This is a genomic window from Paenibacillus sp. 2KB_20 (assembly GCF_052115765.1).
GTDB lineage: Bacteria > Bacillota > Bacilli > Paenibacillales > Paenibacillaceae > Paenibacillus_AQ.
On record NZ_JBFRHH010000001.1, the window covers coordinates 533,709 to 550,984 of the forward strand.

The 17,276-nt window shown below is 49.0% G+C and carries 18 protein-coding genes and 1 pseudogene; 9 read left to right on the plus strand and 10 right to left on the minus strand.

All coding sequences use genetic code 11. The features are described 5' to 3' along the window. Positions 1 to 2 precede the first annotated feature (2 nt). From AB4124_RS02470 to AB4124_RS02495, 6 genes are read left to right on the plus strand one after another with little or no spacing between them, the layout of a single operon-like run. Positions 3 to 1,397: a YheC/YheD family endospore coat-associated protein gene (locus AB4124_RS02470; RefSeq protein ID WP_441970953.1), complete on the plus strand. Its 1,395-nt coding sequence runs from the start codon at positions 3 to 5 to the stop codon at positions 1,395 to 1,397. Positions 1,398 to 1,412: 15 nt separating this feature from the next. After that, the gene (locus tag AB4124_RS02475) at positions 1,413 to 2,549 is read left to right on the plus strand and encodes a YheC/YheD family endospore coat-associated protein (protein ID WP_441970955.1); all 1,137 of its coding nucleotides are present in this window, start codon (positions 1,413 to 1,415) and stop codon (positions 2,547 to 2,549) included. Then, the gene (locus AB4124_RS02480; RefSeq protein ID WP_441970957.1) at positions 2,546 to 3,919 is read left to right on the plus strand and encodes a YheC/YheD family endospore coat-associated protein; all 1,374 of its coding nucleotides are present in this window, start codon (positions 2,546 to 2,548) and stop codon (positions 3,917 to 3,919) included. The genes AB4124_RS02475 and AB4124_RS02480 overlap by 4 nt, the downstream gene beginning before the upstream one ends. Beyond that, complete coding sequence (locus tag AB4124_RS02485; protein WP_379406184.1) at positions 3,916 to 5,022, plus strand: YheC/YheD family endospore coat-associated protein; 1,107 nt, start codon at positions 3,916 to 3,918, stop codon at positions 5,020 to 5,022. The genes AB4124_RS02480 and AB4124_RS02485 overlap by 4 nt, the downstream gene beginning before the upstream one ends. Positions 5,023 to 5,075: 53 nt before the next feature. Then, on the plus strand, positions 5,076 to 5,615 hold the full coding sequence (locus AB4124_RS02490) for a GNAT family N-acetyltransferase (protein ID WP_441970959.1): 540 nt from the start codon (positions 5,076 to 5,078) through the stop codon (positions 5,613 to 5,615). Next, positions 5,597 to 6,712, plus strand: a complete 1,116-nt coding sequence (locus AB4124_RS02495; RefSeq protein ID WP_441970961.1) for a YheC/YheD family endospore coat-associated protein — start codon at positions 5,597 to 5,599, stop codon at positions 6,710 to 6,712. Before AB4124_RS02490 ends, AB4124_RS02495 begins: the two co-directional genes overlap by 19 nt. A 103-nt stretch (positions 6,713 to 6,815) precedes the next feature. Here the strand turns inward: AB4124_RS02495 and AB4124_RS02500 are convergent, their stop codons facing one another. Further along, a complete protein-coding gene (locus AB4124_RS02500; RefSeq protein WP_441970963.1) occupies positions 6,816 to 7,502 on the minus strand; it encodes an HAD family hydrolase in 687 nt (228 codons plus the stop codon). 186 nt (positions 7,503 to 7,688) lie between these two features. Beyond that, positions 7,689 to 8,863: pseudogene (tnpB, locus tag AB4124_RS02505) on the minus strand (IS200/IS605 family element RNA-guided endonuclease TnpB). 221 nt (positions 8,864 to 9,084) lie between these two features. On the opposite strand from tnpB, the gene AB4124_RS02510 reads away from it, so the two are divergent. Beyond that, a complete protein-coding gene (locus AB4124_RS02510; RefSeq protein WP_076324351.1) occupies positions 9,085 to 9,363 on the plus strand; it encodes a hypothetical protein in 279 nt (92 codons plus the stop codon). Between the two features lie 32 nt (positions 9,364 to 9,395). On the opposite strand, the gene AB4124_RS02515 is transcribed toward AB4124_RS02510, so the two are convergent. Together AB4124_RS02515 and AB4124_RS02520 are read right to left on the minus strand one after the other, a co-directional pair. After that, positions 9,396 to 9,605, minus strand: a complete 210-nt coding sequence (locus tag AB4124_RS02515) for a DUF5957 family protein (RefSeq protein WP_076324352.1) — start codon at positions 9,603 to 9,605, stop codon at positions 9,396 to 9,398. 2 nt (positions 9,606 to 9,607) lie between these two features. Further along, positions 9,608 to 10,012 (minus strand): DUF6220 domain-containing protein, encoded by a 405-nt coding sequence (locus AB4124_RS02520; RefSeq protein WP_430202998.1) that lies wholly within the window; start codon positions 10,010 to 10,012, stop codon positions 9,608 to 9,610. Positions 10,013 to 10,191: 179 nt separating this feature from the next. Between AB4124_RS02520 and AB4124_RS02525 the strand changes: the two genes are divergently transcribed. Beyond that, entirely contained in the window at positions 10,192 to 10,878 is a 687-nt protein-coding gene (locus tag AB4124_RS02525; protein WP_441970966.1) for a response regulator, read from the plus strand. Next, complete coding sequence (locus tag AB4124_RS02530) at positions 10,875 to 12,245, plus strand: sensor histidine kinase (protein ID WP_441970968.1); 1,371 nt, start codon at positions 10,875 to 10,877, stop codon at positions 12,243 to 12,245. The genes AB4124_RS02525 and AB4124_RS02530 overlap by 4 nt, the downstream gene beginning before the upstream one ends. A gap of 106 nt (positions 12,246 to 12,351) precedes the next feature. On the opposite strand, the gene AB4124_RS02535 is transcribed toward AB4124_RS02530, so the two are convergent. The 6 genes from AB4124_RS02535 to yfkAB form a co-directional block, all read right to left on the minus strand. After that, a complete protein-coding gene (locus AB4124_RS02535; protein ID WP_430106120.1) occupies positions 12,352 to 12,921 on the minus strand; it encodes a manganese catalase family protein in 570 nt (189 codons plus the stop codon). A gap of 96 nt (positions 12,922 to 13,017) precedes the next feature. Continuing rightward, complete coding sequence (locus tag AB4124_RS02540) at positions 13,018 to 13,293, minus strand: spore coat protein CotJB (protein WP_280530285.1); 276 nt, start codon at positions 13,291 to 13,293, stop codon at positions 13,018 to 13,020. A 6-nt stretch (positions 13,294 to 13,299) separates the two neighbouring features. Next, the gene (locus AB4124_RS02545) at positions 13,300 to 13,521 is read right to left on the minus strand and encodes a spore coat associated protein CotJA (protein ID WP_213643601.1); all 222 of its coding nucleotides are present in this window, start codon (positions 13,519 to 13,521) and stop codon (positions 13,300 to 13,302) included. Between the two features lie 150 nt (positions 13,522 to 13,671). Next, positions 13,672 to 14,703 (minus strand): sporulation integral membrane protein YtvI, encoded by a 1,032-nt coding sequence (gene ytvI, locus AB4124_RS02550; RefSeq protein WP_379406174.1) that lies wholly within the window; start codon positions 14,701 to 14,703, stop codon positions 13,672 to 13,674. A 34-nt stretch (positions 14,704 to 14,737) separates the two neighbouring features. Continuing rightward, the gene (locus tag AB4124_RS02555) at positions 14,738 to 16,063 is read right to left on the minus strand and encodes a hemolysin family protein (RefSeq protein WP_441970971.1); all 1,326 of its coding nucleotides are present in this window, start codon (positions 16,061 to 16,063) and stop codon (positions 14,738 to 14,740) included. A 25-nt stretch (positions 16,064 to 16,088) separates the two neighbouring features. After that, positions 16,089 to 17,228 (minus strand): radical SAM/CxCxxxxC motif protein YfkAB, encoded by a 1,140-nt coding sequence (yfkAB, locus tag AB4124_RS02560; protein WP_076324360.1) that lies wholly within the window; start codon positions 17,226 to 17,228, stop codon positions 16,089 to 16,091. Positions 17,229 to 17,276: the final 48 nt, after the last annotated feature.

The window sequence follows — 17,276 nt, forward strand, 5'->3', positions numbered from 1 at the left end:
TCATGCGCAAATCCAAGGTTAAATCCAACACCAAATCCAAGATATCGGCTCAATTAATCCGCTCAGCCCAGCTTTCGGATAACGATATCAAGCTTGGTGACCGTCTCATAAGACAGCTCCGTATCCCGACAGATTCAAAGGTACAGCTTGCCTTTGGCTCCTTCAAGCAGGAAGTCAGCGTTACCTCAGGAGGAAAATCGAACTCGCTGGCCCTAAGCCCTTTCGTATTCAGCCATTCGGGACTTCTTCCTCGTACCGTCATGAATCTCAAATATTATCCAACGGAAAGAACACTGAAGCTCGGTCCGCTTATCGGGATCATGGTCAGTCGCTATCAACCGGATGAACCTGATAAACCTTTCGGATCGATCTCAGCTTTCTGCTTGGAAATGGTCAACGCAGCCAAGAAACAAGGCGCATATGTATATTTTTTCACACCTGACATGATCGGTTCGAACCCGGCAACACTTGAAGCCATTGCTTATGACGCAGGATGGAAAAAGCTCAGCGTTCCAGCTCCGGACGTCATTAATAACCGGCTGTCTACCCGCAAACTGGAGAATAGTCCTAGCGTACAGCATTTTATGAGAGAAGTAAAATCACAATTCGGCACCCATATCTTTAACGAGAAATTTCTCGATAAATCCGATGTCTTCGAGGCACTCGGACCTGATGCGAAACTGCAGAAATACTTGCCGGAATCCTACTTGCTTAGCGGTTATCCGACGCTCAAAAAAATGTGTGCTACTTATCGGACGGTCTTCCTGAAACCGGTCCGAGGTAGTCTGGGAAAAGGTATCATCCGGATATCCCGCCAAGAGAACGGCCATTATCATACGATGACCACCTCTCTTGAAGGAAGCAAGAAGACTACCTACTCCTCGCTTCCTAAGCTGTTCAGCAGCTTATCCGGAAAAATAAAAAAAACGCGTTATCAAATTCAGCAAGGATTGGATTTAATCCGCATCAATAGGCGAAACGTTGATTTTCGCGCGCTTGTTCATAAAAACAAAAACGGCAAATGGGCAGTGACCTCGGTCGTGGCCCGCATTGCCGGCGGAAACCACTTTGTTTCCAATCTCGCCAGAGGTGGTACACTGTCTTCCGTCAAGGATGCGCTTGCCATGAGCAGTATCCCGTTAAACTCCAAGCAAACGGCCCCCGCTCGAATGAATCAAGCGGCGCTCGATATTGCTCATGGTCTGGAAGCTGCCATCCCCTATCATTTCGGAGAGCTGGGCATTGACTTGGCAATTGATACGACAGGACGCATTTGGCTCCTGGAGGTCAACTCCAAGCCGTCCAAAGGCGAAAACGCACCGCTGAATGCCGACTCCAAAGTAAGGCCGTCAGCCGTACGACTCGTTCAGTACTGTATATACTTGACGGGTTTCTAAAAAAAGGAGAACCCTATGTCCTCAAACAAGATAGGCACCCTGGGTGTCATGGTATGCCGCAAACCGGGCTTCCCTCCCTTTAATGAGAAGGAATTTCTCCGTAAACTAAGCTTGAAGGCCAAGGAACTCGGCATGCAGGTATTTGTTTTTTGTCCGGATGATGCCTCTCCTGCTTCTGGTGCAGCAAGCACCATAGACAGGATACAAGGATATCAATTCAATCCGGGAGATGGCTGGACCATCGGCACCTTTCCTCCTCCTGACGTCATCTATGACCGATGCCTGCACCGAAACGGTGAGGAAACGGCTGCTGCCGGCCAATGTCTGGACCAACTGCTGCAGCAGGGCGTAAAGCTGTGGTCACGAGGTCTGCCTGGCAAGCAGAAAGTGCATGAAGTATTAAAGCGCTCCTCCGCCTTACGACCTTATCTGCCGGCAACTTTAAACTATACGGGTGCCGAGACACTGAACAGGGCTTTGCTGGCTTTTGGCAGCAGGCTTTTCATGAAACCTAGCGGAGGCTCCCAAGGCCGTCATACTTTGTACCTCGCTCTGACAGATCACCAGCGTGTCAGACTGCAAGGAAGGGATCGGAGCAATCGCATGTTCCAGCAGACCATTCCCACACAAGAGATGAACGAATGGGTGAGGCGTTTTACCGGCCGACGCCGATTTATCATTCAACCCTACCTGGAGCTTTGCAACCGTAACGGAGACCCGTTTGATATTCGGTCATTGGTTCAAAAGAATGACCGCGGCGTATGGTCCATCACAGGAATCGCCGCACGGCAAGGCGTAAGCCAAGGGCTGACCTCGAACCTACACGGGGGAGGTACGGCATTTCCAGCCCTTCCCTATCTAACGACTGATTTCGGAGAAGAACAGGCCATGAAGATCATTCAGACCATCCGGAATCTGTCCGCTCAGCTTCCATCTTCGCTCGAAGAAGGATTCGGCCGACTCGGCGAGCTGGGAATCGATTTTGGCGTGGATACAAAGGGACGGATCTGGATTCTGGAGGTCAACTCCAAACCGGGCCGCCGCGCATTTACACTAACGGGAGATGGTCACGCAGCCCGGCTGTCCGTCGAACATCCGATTCAATACGCCCGTTATTTATTGCTTCGACAACTTAGGAGGGTAAATACATGAGTTTGAATTTCGGAAATATTCATTTCTCGCAGCAGCCCGAAAAAGTCGTCTTTTTATCCGGTTCGCTTCTAAAGAGCCTGGGGCTATCAAGCAGGAAATCGATTAAGCTTCGCATCGGTACCAATACGGTGTCCGCTGCTGTGAAACCGATTGAGCGATCGGGGAAACACATCTATTTAAGCAACGGTGTCCGAAATGGCATCAACGTCCCCAGACAGGGCCCTGTCTATATCCATTCCCCCGGTGAGGGCGAAATCGTGCTGGGGCCTGTGGTTGGGGTTCTGTCCGACGGACCACATAATCCATCCAGCCCTTTTGGAGCCCGAACCTCGTATATTCGGCAGCTTCTTCGTGAGGGCAACAAAAAAATGTTCGCATATGCCTTTGCCCCCCGGGATATCAACTGGCAGCGCGGAACCGTTCATGCCTATATGCTCGGTTCCGGCGGCGGTTTTGTCCGCAAAACTGTTCCGCTCCCTGATGTCGTCTATAATCGCCTTCCTAGCCGGAAAACCGACTTCTCCCCTTTTACCAATCAACTGAGAGATCGGTTTCTGAAGCGCAACATCAAATTTTTCAACTGGGCCTTCTTCAATAAATCCGATGTGTACTCCCAACTGGACGGCGATGTGCAGGCAGGCAAATATTTGCCGGAAACGTATAATAATCCTAGTCCCGAGCGGATTAAGGATATGATGGAGCGTCACAACTTTGTGTATTATAAGCCCTCAGCCGGAAGTTTAGGCCTTGGAATTTACCGGTTAACCTATCTTCCCAAAAAAGGATACTTCGCGCGTTATCATGGAAACGGGGGCAACACCCTCCTCAAGTTTCCAAACTTTAATAGTCTGATGCGGATGCTTCAAGCCAAACACGGCTCCAAGCTGCGAAACTATGTTATCCAGCAAGGAATCCGCCTCATTGAAATCGACAGCTGCCCCATCGACTTCAGATTCCACATGCATAAGAACAGCAAAAACCGCTGGTCCGTGGTTGGTATCGGTGCGAAAAAGGCCGGAAGGGGTAGCGTCACGACGCATATCAAGAACGGGGGATCCTTGATGACGCCGGAGCATGCGCTCAGCCGGGCCTTCGGCTCCAAAGCGAAAGAGGTGCTGGAGCGTGCCAAGGACGCTGCCATCGAGATGTCGGAAGCCATCGAGAATCATCATCCGCATCTGTTAGGAGAAATCGGGTTTGATATCGGAATAGATGACAACGAGAGAATATGGATGTTTGAAGCGAATTCGAAGCCGGGCCGATCGATATTCAACCACCCTTCCCTTAAAGGGGAAGGAAAAGCATCGGTCGAGCATATTTTTGAACACAGTATGTATCTCAGCGGCTTCCACAGGGGGAATGATTCGTGATCAACCGAGTGGAGAGTGATGGAAGACCGGTTGTAGCCATCCTGACCATGCACGATACGAATACGATGTTCAGGGGCAACCGGCAAAACTTTCAGGAAATCATCAAGACGGGAAAAGATATGGGCTTTATGGTCTACGTAGTGACTGTACGTGATCTGAAGCTTGATACGGGTACTGTCAAGGGCTACATCCTGAACAACGACCATTCCTGGGAGCAGAGGCCATGCCCTCTGCCCCAGGTTATATATAACCGGATCCCCTACCGAGAGGATGAAGCTCTTCCCTGGGTTCGCCGCAAAATCAAGGAATGCCAAGATCATCCCCATATCGATATCTATAATCCACACTTTTTCAATAAATGGCGGCTGTTTGCTTGGCTGAACAAATCCCGGTTAACTAAAAAGTGGGCTCCTTTGACAAAGCGTTTGAAAGGTTACCCCACTTTATATGAAATGATGAAGCGGAAGCCTTACCTGTATCTTAAACCCGAGGACGGCAAAGCCGGGCAAGGGATCATGAGGGTACGATATCAGAAAAACAAACCGCTCCCCTACCGCATACAGATACAGAACAACAAAAACAGCACCACATACAAAGCAGCCTCCTTGGAGCGGCTTTGGAACCGGGTTTATCAAGAGACTAAAGGAAGCTCATACCTGATCCAGCAGGGAATCGAGCTGGCCCAGGTCCACGGTCGCGCCTTTGACCTCCGTATACTTGTGCAGAAGAACGAATACGGTGTCTGGGCAGTTACAGGAATTGGAGCTCGAATGGCAGGCGCCAAGAGCATAACCACGCATGTTCCTCGCGGAGGAACGATTGAGGATCCAGAGAAGCTGCTTCCGATTGTATTCGGTCAGGAACGCTCCGACGCCATCCTTAGCGAAGTTAAAAAAGCAGCCGTGCATATGGCACGGCAGATTGAGAAGAGCTCTGGTCAAATCCATGGCGAAATGTCCATGGACCTCGGAATTGATAACGAGGGCGTCCTTTGGTTCTTCGAAGCCAATTCAAGACCCATGAAATTTGACGAACCCGCGATCCGGAAAAAATCACTGGAGCGGATTTTTCAATATTCCGAATATCTGATCAATCAAAGGTAGTCCTTGCATCCTCTAGAGCAACCGTTAAGGAAGATATGAAAGGAGGGGATCATGTGGAAATCTCATGTCTCTCTCTCTCAAGCCCGGAAGATTGGCCGCATGCCAGACAGCAGTGCAGCGATTTCTTCCGACGGTACGGCAACAAACGTCTAACCCGCGAAGGTTACCAGTGTCTGGCCTCGCTATCCTATGAAGGGCTGCTGCAGCCCGGCACCTCAATCATGGCGGCTACGGTTCGAAGCGATATCGGCCGCATACCTGTGGGGATATGCTTTGCGGCGGATTATGGAGAAGGTGCCTGTATGATTGCTGTACACCCTCTATACCGCAACCGGCATATCGGTTCTTCCCTGATCCGCTCACAATTATCCAAATTTGGACGGCTGCGATGCAAAGTGGCCGCCGATCATTCCGCATGTTTGCAAATGTGCTTTCATGCAGGGCTTAAGGCCATTGCTCTTGAGCAAGGTCCGACGAGCAAACCTACGCTCGTTATGAGCGGAGTCCTGCCCCTGCACCCATCCCAAAGTTGTTCAACATCTAGTGCTGACTCTATTCAAGAAGGTGAACTTCTGTGTCAAAACCCGTCTTAGGTATTATGACGTTATACTTGGATGAACGAAAAACGCTGGAGGAGCGGCATATCTACGAGCATATGATCAGGGAAGGAAAAGCGATGGGGCTCGACGTTTACGTCTTCACTCCTGCCGACGTCAACAGTACCCAAGGTCTGATCAACGCCATGGAATACGATCCAGATCATCGGAAATGGAGCCGGCGATGGCGCTCGTTTCCCAATATGATCTTTGATCGCTGCCGCATTCAAAAGAGCCCCCGCTTTCAACAGCTGCTGCGATTTCGTTCCCACTATCGGCATTTATTGTTTCTGAACAGACCTTTACGCAACAAATGGACGATTCATCAAGTACTGTCCACCAAGAAACGCTTCCGGCCCCATCTGCCGGATACCCGGATCGTAACAAGCACAGGTGACATCCACCGGATGCTTAATGTTCATCCTACCGTCTATTTTAAACCGATCAATGGAACGGGCGGACGCGGAATTCTGCGGATTACGAAGGTCCCTGGTGTTGCGGGTACGTATGAAATCCGGGGACGCAATTCCAACCGGAGCATCATTCGACCAAAACGAATGCCTTCAGGCCATTTGGCACAATATCTGTCGGGCTGGGGTAATAAAGATCGATATTTGGTTCAAGAGGGGATACAGTTGGAGCTGCCGGATGGAAGAGTGCATGATTACCGGATGCTCGTACAGAAAAACGGATCAGGCGTATGGCAAGTGACCGGTTGTGTGGGACGCGTCGGGGCGCCGAAGAGCGTTACCTCCAACCTGCATGGCGGCGGACGCGCGACCATGATGGAAGAATTATTAAGTAAATGGATCACAGATCCGGTCAAGCGCGCCAGCATCCGCGAAGAAGCCCATTCCCTCGGCGCGGATGTAGCCCAATTTCTCGACGGACAGTATGGAGGTTTGTGCGAGCTTGCCCTGGATCTGGCCGTGGACAAAACCGGAAGAGTTCTTCTCCTCGAGGTGAATCCGAAGCCATCAAGAGAAGTCTTCTCCCAAATCGGCGATACGGCTGCATACCGTGAATCCATGGTGAAGCCTTTAGAATATGCACTGTGGGTCTATAGTCAAAAAAAATCCGCAAAAAATGCTTAAGATAAATCATAAAAAACCGTAATTTAGAATCAGAAATGCACAAAGGCTGTTTCCAAGAGGTTGCTTGATACCCTTGGGAACAGCCTTTATGACTCCTATCGATCTACTCTGCTTGATCATGAAGCTTCAGCAGGTGTGAAAAAGAATGAATAACGACGTCTGATCCCTTTAGCTCTTGCTCCCCGCCAAAGCCTGCATAGTGGCAGCCAATGACGGTTTGTCCGTTCTCTTTGCCTGCCTCCACATCCGATGACCGGTCCCCTACCATCCAGGCATCCCGGATATCGTGTTCATCCAGCAGCAGCCTTACCAAATCCACCTTGGAAGCCGTTCCATGCTCTCCGGCACTGTAGACGCCTTCAAAGAGCGACATGATCCCTCTCGCTTCAGCTATGCCTTTCACATAATGCTCCAGGCCGTTGCTGGCAACAAACAATCGGACGCCGCGCCGATGAAGCTCCTCCAGCGTCTCCTTCACCTCAGGATACAATACGGCTGCTTCATCGCTTAAACCTTCGAGCTCCAGTTGCAGCAGCAGCTCGTTTGCACGGTTATGAGCTGCCGGTGTCGCATTCGGTATGACAATCTTCCAAATGTCTTCGAGCAGCATTCCCAGACATCCAAGCATGAGCTCCTCATCCGGCGTTTCACCTTCATAATGCCCCTCCTCGCGCAAAATGTCGAACAATTTGCGATAGGCGGGCAGCAGCAGGGTCTCCGTCTGAAACAGCGTTCCATCCATGTCAAATATCATCGCTTCCGGCTTGATCAACGTTGCAGTATTTTCCAATTTGGTCCTTCCCTTCCCTTCAATCCATATAATCTGATTCTAGTCTAATCTTTCCTCATCATATAGGAACCATATCACATCTGCAAACCCCATCTCCTCATTTACTTTTGATCTTCCGCCTTTGAACTACCCCCACTTAATTTTTGGGAGATTCCTAAGAACACCAGTGTATCCACCAGTTATTGATTAGGCGATCCCTGTCGTTCCGACAGTTAGAAGTCTTATGGCTTCATTTTTGAGATTTAAGCTTGCGTTACGATCCCGATTGTGGGGTGTTCGGCACTCTGGGCATCGCCATTCTCGTAGTCCGAGATTTTTAACGTCTTTATTTTTATAGCCACAACAAGAACATAGTTGGCTAGAAGCGAAGTTTTTTGCCACAGTTACAACTTGTTTCCCGTACCATTTCGCCTTATATTCAATCATCGTTTTGAATTGTGACCAAGATACTTCACTGATTACTTTGGAAAAATTCCTATTTTTAAGCATACGAGATACCGACAAAGCTTCCATTACGATGATGTCGTGGTTTTTGACTATTTCGGTTGAAATCTTGTCGAGATAATCTTTTCTTGCATTCGAAATTCTTTCACGGATACGTGCTACTTTCATTTTCGCTTTATGCCAGTTCGAGCCACCTAATGCTCGTCTGCTCATGATTTTTGTGCTCTTGCTAACTTTTCTTCTAGGGTACGGAAAAACTTTGGATTAGAGTAGATGGTTCCATTGGAGAGGATAGCGAAATCTTTTAAGCCGACATCTATGCCAACAGCGGAATTTGTTTTCGGCCATTCTGTTACTTCTACTTCGGTTGTTAAAGATACAAAATATTTACCCGTTGGATTTCGCCTAATGGTCGCACTTATAATTCGACCTTCTACTTCACGGCTTTTCGCAAAACGAACGTTTCCTAGTTTCGGCAACTTCATCTTATTTTTAACAACAGCAATATTACCGTTTGTACGCTTTGTGGTATATGACTGCAATTTGTTCTTTTTAGACTTAAAATGTGGCTGCTTATTTTGCTTTTTGTAGTAGCGGTCATAGGAATCAGCTAGGTTTTCAATAGATTTTTGTAAGGCGATACTGTCCACTTCTTTCAAGAAGGGGTAATGTTTTTTTAATTCAGGTAGAGATTTTACCGTTTCGTATTTGTTTAGGTAGTTTCCTTTCCAATTATTTGTTGGAAGTTGACCATTCTGCTTCATTTCTTCGCAGATATACCAGTAAGCATCTTTTTCCTTTTGCTTATCAAGAAAGAAATTGAATACAAATCTTGAACAGCCAATTGTTTTGTTGATGAGTTCAATCTGTTTTTTGTTTGGATAGATACGAAACTTATAAGATTTGTTTACAAGCATATATTTCACCTCACTACCAGGAACATTTGTTCCTGTTTTAACATAGTAAGCGAAATTTTGGCTACCACCAACCGACATTCATCCCCCACTTACTCATCGGGCTACTCCTATCGCATTCCTTGAAGTGGGGGTCTTCTGCCGGGAAAGGATAAAATATGCGTAACCAGGAGTGCTTTATAGTTGTTATACATATAACACGTACTACGATGAGGGGGATTTACATGCCTGGAATAAAGGAGTCTGATACTACACCGCCAATTGGGCAGCTGGAAGCCGAGCTATTGGCTGAGCTAAGCCGCTATGATCCCCATGAACAAGCTGTCATTCTCAAGCGGATGGTGAGCCGCCTTAAGAAAGAACGGTATGTCCGCAGCCCGATCGTAGTGGTTAAAGAGATGATCCGGACGCCGCTCGTATGGCTCCTGCTGTCCATGGGAATGATGATCCCCATTCTGTTCTATATCCTGTTCGTTTGGGTATCGCTGGCAGTTGAAGGGTAATAGGATAGAGATAGGTACCAACTGAGTGGCGTTTATCGTTTAAAGCACGGACGTGGACGCCAAATCATTAATGTGGCGGCGCATAATGCCGAGGTAACTACCGGCAAATACTTGAGACCCTTCAACCCTTTTTCGTCTCCTCCATATAATACTTGCGACATAACGGCAATCACTTCATTCAGAATGAGCCCACCCGCATAACCTCCGATTAAAGCCATAACCAACACCGCAAGGCCTTTCATATTCAATCTACCCCTCTTTGTCCCTGTCGATAGTACGGCAGAAGGGAGCGCGCCGTGTCCACCGCGAGCCAGAACAATCCGATGGCAATGACCGGATGCCATGCACCCGCACCAGGGAAATTGGCCGTGAAATACTGGCTGAGGACCAATAATAACATGACCAACGAGCTCCATTTATACTTGGCGGGCAGCTTGCCTACAAAACCCGAAAGCAGCATAAGCAGCGGCACAATTTCAAAAAAATGAACAAATAGAGTATGGCTTCTCCACATCGATCCATCGTGAAACAGCGCCATGCCAGCAAATAGCGTCTGAATAGCAATACAAACAACAAAAATCCAGGCCAGCCCTAGTGAAATCCAACCGGCGAGCGGTGTTTTTCTGACAGATGAAGCTTGTTGATTCATCTCGATACCCCTCTCTTGTTTCATGATCGTTACGGATACCATCCTATCACCGGAATGTTGTGATCTTGTGATGATGGCTTGCGGATTCCGTGAAATTTTCCATTCGCGGCTGGAAACCGTATATAATGGGGGGGATTTAAGGTTAAACCTAACGAATCAAAAGAAAGGCAGGATTCAGCATGGCACATACCTTGCTTCTTGTAGACGATGAACGCAAAGTCATTGAATTTATGGAGTCATTCCTCAGGCAAGAAGGATTTCAGATTATTACCGCTGCGTCAGGTACGGAGGCTTTGGCCAAAGCGAGGGATTTCAAGCCTTCCCTGGTCATACTCGATTGGATGCTGCCTGAATTAAGCGGCATTGAGGTATGCCGCGAGCTCAGAAAATCAAGCCGTGTCGGCATCATTATGGTTACTGCAAGGATTGAGGAGACAGATAAACTAATCGGGCTTGAGGTAGGGGCGGATGATTATATGACCAAGCCTTTCTCACTCCGCGAGCTGGCTGCCCGGATTCGTTCTGTTCTGCGCAGAATGGAAGGCGGTTCGGTTTCCGAGGATTTGCTTGAGCGCGGCGAATTAACGATCTCGGAAACCCAATGCCGGGTATGGAAACGCGGCCAGGAGATACAGCTGACTCCTACCGAATTCAAGCTCCTTCTTACCCTCGCTTCCAGACCGGGCGTGGTATACAGCCGTCTGCAGCTGCTTCAAGCGGCCATGGAGGACGATATCCACAATGATGAACGGACCGCGGACGCCCATATCAGCCGGATCCGTAAAAAAGTAGAAGATGACCCTGCCGAGCCCATTTTCATAAAAACGGTGTATGGTTTCGGCTACCGGTTTGAACAGCAGCCATGAGTGTTGGACGTAAGATATTCATCGTGTTGTCGTCGTTTATTATCGGATTCAGCACCGTTTTCGTCCTTCTTACTTACATTGTGATCCGCGACTCCATGGATGTCATGCTGCAAACCTCGCGTGAAGAGGAACTAAATCAACTTGAGGCCAGGCTGCTCAGCTACTATGTGAAGAATGGGAACACCTTCCGTGCCATTCAGGATCAGGAATGGTTAAGCGAACGTCTACCAGTAGCCGACCACCAGGAAAGTATCCTGCTGGTATCCAGGGAACAAACGGTTCTCTTGCATGAGGGGGACGCGGTGGAAAAACAGATCAAACACTTGGGGGTTAAACGGACGTTATATTTTGAAGGTAAACCGATTGCGGACGTGTATTATTATGATACGGATATAGCAAACCTGTCCAAACTTCGAATTGGCACACCCACATCCATCATCATTCTGTTGGGAGGCGGCACCATCCTCTTCGTCCTGCTCTCCCTCGGAGCCGCCTACTGGATATCGCGGAGGCTTACTGCGCCGCTGCGCAAACTCGTACCGGCCATCGAACGCCTCGGGCAAGGCGAGTACGGTATCCAGGCTCCCGTTACCTCGGAAGATGAATACGGGAAGGTCGCGGTTGCTTTTAACGGAATGTCTTCCAGACTCGAACAGTCCGAGATGGTCCGCCGCAATCTGGTTGCGGATGTCGCACATGAGCTTCGAACACCGCTGACGATCGTCAGAGGCAAGCTGGATCTGCTTCAGCAGAGCGTGCAACCGATCCAGCCGGAACTATTGCTTCCCATCCAGGATGAGTTGATTCGCTTAACCCGTCTTGTAGGAGACCTTCATCAACTATCACTGGCCGAAGCGAAGCAGCTGCCGCTGGTTCGGAAACCTACGGACATGCTGGATCTGCTGGGTCAGATTCAGGAGCGCATAGAGCCAGATGCCGATGCCAAGAATTTGACCCTGCGTTTGACGAGCGCTACGGAACACACTTCCGTTCCTGTGGATCCAAGCCGCATCACACAGGTGTTTCTGAATCTATTCATCAACGCGGTTCGGTATACACCCCAAGACGGGCTTATCCACATCACGTTACAAGAGGAGCCCGCTTCCGGCATGCTACGGATTGATATTCGGGATACAGGCCCAGGCATTGACGCCCAGCATCTTCCCTATCTCTTTGACCGCTTCTACCGCGCGGATGAAGCACGTGCGCGGCATCAAGGCGGTATGGGGCTGGGGCTGGCGATTGCCAAGGAATTTATCGTATCTCACGGTGGCACGATTCAGGTGGAGAGCCCGCAGGGGCAAGGAACTACATTTACGGTCCGGCTGCCCTATCATGACTCGGATCAGCAGTCGCACGGGATATAATGGCCGCCATAACTCCCAATCTAACATAAAACGGACAGGCCCGGACAGATATCGACCGGGTCTGTCATTTGTTATACATTCGTATGTCGAAACGATCTCCTCTCCCTTAGAATATTTTTTTCGTTGCCCGATCATCCTTAATAATCTCCACCGCTTCCCTGAAGCGGATGGCATGAATAATTTCGCGTTCCCTCAAAAATTTAAGACTGTCCTGCAAATCCACATCATCCGTCAAATCGATGAGCCATTGATATGTAGCGCGCGCTTTCTCTTCTGCCGCAATGTCCTCATACAAATCCGCAAGCGGATCGCCTTTAGCTTGAATATAGGTTGCTGTCCAAGGGACCCCGCCGGCATTCTCATAATACAGCGCATGATCATGATTGGCATAATGCGCACCCAATCCGGCAGCCTCCATCTCCGAAACCGTTGCATCTTTCGTCAATTTAAACACCATGGTGGCGATCATCTCAAGGTGTGCAAATTCCTCTGTTCCAATATCGTTCAACAATCCGATGACCTTGTCAGGAATGGTATACCGCTGATTCAAGTAGCGGAGTGCTGCCGCTAGCTCCCCATCAGCCCCACCGTACTGCTCAATCAAGAACTTCGCCATCCTTGGATCACATTTACTTACGCGTACCGGATACTGAAGCTTTTTTTCATATACCCACATGAGATCTTCCGCCTCCTTGTTCTCGCTTTTCCTCTTCATGAGGGCTGCATGCAGGTGGTGAAGAGGGCAGCAGCCCGCTTGCCAACACCGTCACCGTTAAACCTGCCAAGGCCAAGGCCCCTGGGCCCATTCAAACGGATATCTGGAATAAGCACGGCCAAAATTTTGCAGCGGCCCATACAGCTCTTGAAATTGCTTCGCGAGCACGGTCCTTTCCTGCGTCAATTTATTGAACTGCTCGATGCTCTTGAGATCATCCGGATGGGTGTCTAAATACAGATTCAGCTCCACCAGGACAAAATCCAATGCCTGCAGCTGCTCCAGCATTTCGTAATATTTCAGATCTCCAACCTGGGGTGTGGCTTCATTCACCGCCGATCACTCTCCTTTAAATTTTCGCGAGGTATACGGGCTATACAAGGATGGCCATAACGTTCCGTGTCTCAGCGCCTCGGCAGGGCTGAACTGCGGCAGTCCTGCCGGTTGAAACACCACATACTGGTTAACAGGTACCACATACGATCTGTAGAGCTTGGGAGGGCATGGATCAAATGGCGAATGAAATACCGGGTATACGCGCACCTCTGGATTTTCCTTCAACAGGTATTCCTCCTTATCGTTACGATCCGTCGTTATCAAGGACTCTTCGTATTTAACATATGTCTTCCGCCCAGAAAATGAACTGCAAATTGACAAAAAAAACCTCTCCCCTGGAATATTTCCGGGAAAAGGATTCTCGTTGAGTTGTCCTCAAAATTTAATTTTGATTTGGAACAAGCCGGCTTTACGCATAGCGGAATAGATAATAACGACCAAAGGGCCGATAAAAAATCCGATCACACCCACCAGTTTAAATCCGATATACATGCTGACCAGAGCAGGCAATGCGCCGATTCCGACGGCATCCCCTATGACCTTCGGTTCCAGCACGCGGCGGATTACCGTAATCAGAATGAACATGAAGATCAAGCCAACCCCTGTAAAAATATCGCCTACTGCAAGCAGGTAGATGGACCATGGTATCAAGACGGAACCTACACCCAGAATCGGCAGAATGTCGACAATGGTGACAAGCAGAGCGATGGCAAGCGGATAGTTAACGCCTAATACCAGCAAGCCGAGCAGCGTGATCACGTACGTAAACAGGCTGAGAATCAGTTGTGCCCGTAAAAAGCCGAAAATTGATTTTTTCAGGCTGATCAGCACTTCGTTCACCTGCGACTGTGATGTCTCATCGAACAGCGACAACACTTTCTCACGCATCGTATCGAGGCTGAAAGCGAACAGGAACACCGCTACACAGAATACAATGAACGTGACGAACAGGTTCGGCAGCGTTTTGGCAAAGGACAAAAATGTCGATGATACCGAATTGACAAGCGACCGTATATAGGAAGAAATATTCGACATGAATTCGGTAAGACTGTCGGCAAGCCCCGGCGAAATGCCGTTCAGCATGTCTTGCGCTTGAATAATCGTATGCTGAAGGAATTGGTTAGCCCCGTCAAAATATTGCGGAGCCCGGCTCCAATATTCGACGAGCTGGTTAAACACTTGCAGACCGATCAAATAAGCCAACAGCAGCATCAAAAGAAGGAATAGCGTGCTTGTCACCGTTGCGGCCGCGATGCGATTCAACCGAAGTCTTTTCATTAAGAGCCGATTTAACGGCTCCAATGCAATAGCAATCACGATGGCCAACAAGAACGGAGCTCCAACGGTAAACATTCCGTACAGTAACAGGAGGCCGAGACCGACAAATATGAGCTGCTTAATCGACATAATCCACTTCCTAACAAATAGAGTCTTGCTAGTTCTAGGTGAAGCTGCTCTCGAGCTTCTGATGAATCATGATGCGAGTTACACGCAATCGTGTAGACTCCTCTACCTCAAAGACCACCCCGTCAAAGGTGGTTTTCTTCCCAACAGCCGGGTTCCCTTCAAGCTCCTTGAATAGCCAACCGCCAATGGAATCCACGTTATGCTCTTCAATCATCAAGCCGGTCAAATCATTCACTTCTTCAATGAGCATCCGCCCATCCACTGAAAAGTACTCATCATACACTTCAATTTCAGGCCGCTCATCTTCAAATTCATCGTACAGGTCCCCAACAATCTCTTCCAGAATCTTCTCAGCTGTCAGGATACCGGCCGTCCCTCCATATTCGTCCACCACGAGCGCAAGCTGCTCATGTCTTGCCTGCATCTTCCGCAGCACCTCGCTGATCTCCGTCGATTCCGATACATCCATAATTGGTCTCATCAAGGAAGCCAGATCACGCTGCTTATCAGGCTCCGCCAGCAAGAGATCGGTAATGTGGACAAACCCGATAATGCGGTCTTTGTTGTCCGTTGCAACCGGGTAACGGGAATGCTTCGTCTCATTGACGATCTGAAGATTCTCTTCCAATGTATAATTGGTGAAAAGAACGTCCATGTCTGTCCTTGGCAGCATAATTTCTCTGGCTCTCAAGTCAGAAAAATCGAACAGGTTGTCCATTAATTTCATCTCGTTCTCGTCAATGACACCGCTCTTTGCGCTCTCGTTCATCAGAATCCGAATCTCTTCCTCGGAGTGAGCTGCTTCGGCCTCACTTGCCGGCTCGATGCCGACCATCTTCAGAATACGATTAGCGGAAGCATTCAGAACCCAGATCACCGGCAGAAAAATGCGATAAAACCAGAGCAGCGGCGCCGACAGAATCAGAGCCGTCCCCTCCGTCCGCTGAATAGCCAAAGACTTCGGTGCAAGCTCCCCTAACACAATATGCAGGAAAGTGATAATACAGAATCCCACCGCAACCGATATCGTGCTAATCAATCGTTCATCCGTAAAGCCAATGCTATGCATAATGGGAGCCACCAGCAATTCTGAAATGGCAGGCTCCCCAATCCAGCCAAGACCCAGGGAAGTTAAGGTGATCCCAAGCTGAGTTGCGGATAAATACGCATCCAGCTTCTGATTTACTTTCAGGGCAATGCCAGCCAGCCGGTTCCCTTCGCTAACGAGCTGGGTCAACCGGGATTGACGCATTTTCACCAGTGAAAATTCGGCAGCTACAAACACGCCGTTCAACAAAACGAGCAGGAAAACCAAGAGCAAATTCAAAATCAGTTTCCCGACCTCAAATTCCTCCGCCATGATGACACGCCTTCTTTCTAGAGTTCTAGTTTGTCTTTGCTTGCCTTGACTTGAAATCCACACCCTGGTAGTACATGTCCGCCACCAACAGGTTCGGCCCACAGCAGCTCACTGCATCGCAGTGACAGTTAACTGTTTGATTCAACGGGTGTCCCGTTGTCCATTCATTAAAAATATCGTCAAGCTTCTGTTCCTTAATATTACCAAACGCCGGGATATCAGCAAAATCCGTTACATACACATCGCCCGAGAATAAATTCACATTCACCCGATTACGACCATCCGGATCATTCCGGACCGTTACGTTCGGTTCTTGCCGCAGACGGCGAATGATCTCTTGGTCATGATCATCGGAGCTGCAGGCATAGAAGGGCAGCGTTCCGAACAGCATCCACATGTCCCGATCCCGGACATCGAGCAGATGGTGGATGGCAGCTTTCGTGTCATTCAAGGACAATACGGGCAGAGCGGAAGCAAAGTTTGAGGCATACATCGGGTGAACCTCGTGCCGTTTGCAGCCCATATCCTTGATCAGCTTGTGGATGCCGCTGAGTTTCGTATGCGTCCGATAGTTAATCATCGATTCAGCGGATATGTACATACCCGCTGCACTCAACTTCTCCGAATTGACCAGCATCGTATCGTACATTTTGTATGCCGTCTCCTTGGAGACAGAACGTGCGCTATTTGCAAATCCGACCTCATAGAAGTCATCCCCGTTCAAATAATTGAATGAGATATGCATAACATCCAGATAAGGCAGCATTTTCTCATACCGACTAATATCGAGCGTCAGATTGGAGTTAATCTGGGTCCGGATGCCCCTTTCCTTGGCATACTTGAGCAAGGGAACAATCACGTTGTCCACCGTCTTGCCCAAAAATGCCGGTTCTCCACCCGTCAGACTAATCGTCTGTAGATGCTCTACCTCGTCCAGTCGCTTCAGCATCGTATCGAGAGGCAGCATCGGGGCTTCCTTCATGACAAGCATATCACCAACAGCGCAATGCTCACAGCGCATATTACAAAGATGCGTCACTGTCATTTCCACACTGGTCAGCACATGACGACCATGCTCGCGCAGTGAAGTTATCGGATCCCACGGATCATAACTCGGCGAAATGGGCCTTACGGCTGATGGAAATGGCTGTGCTGTATTACTCATGGTTCTCTCACCTTATTTCTTTGAATTACCGATTCATGCAGTACAACT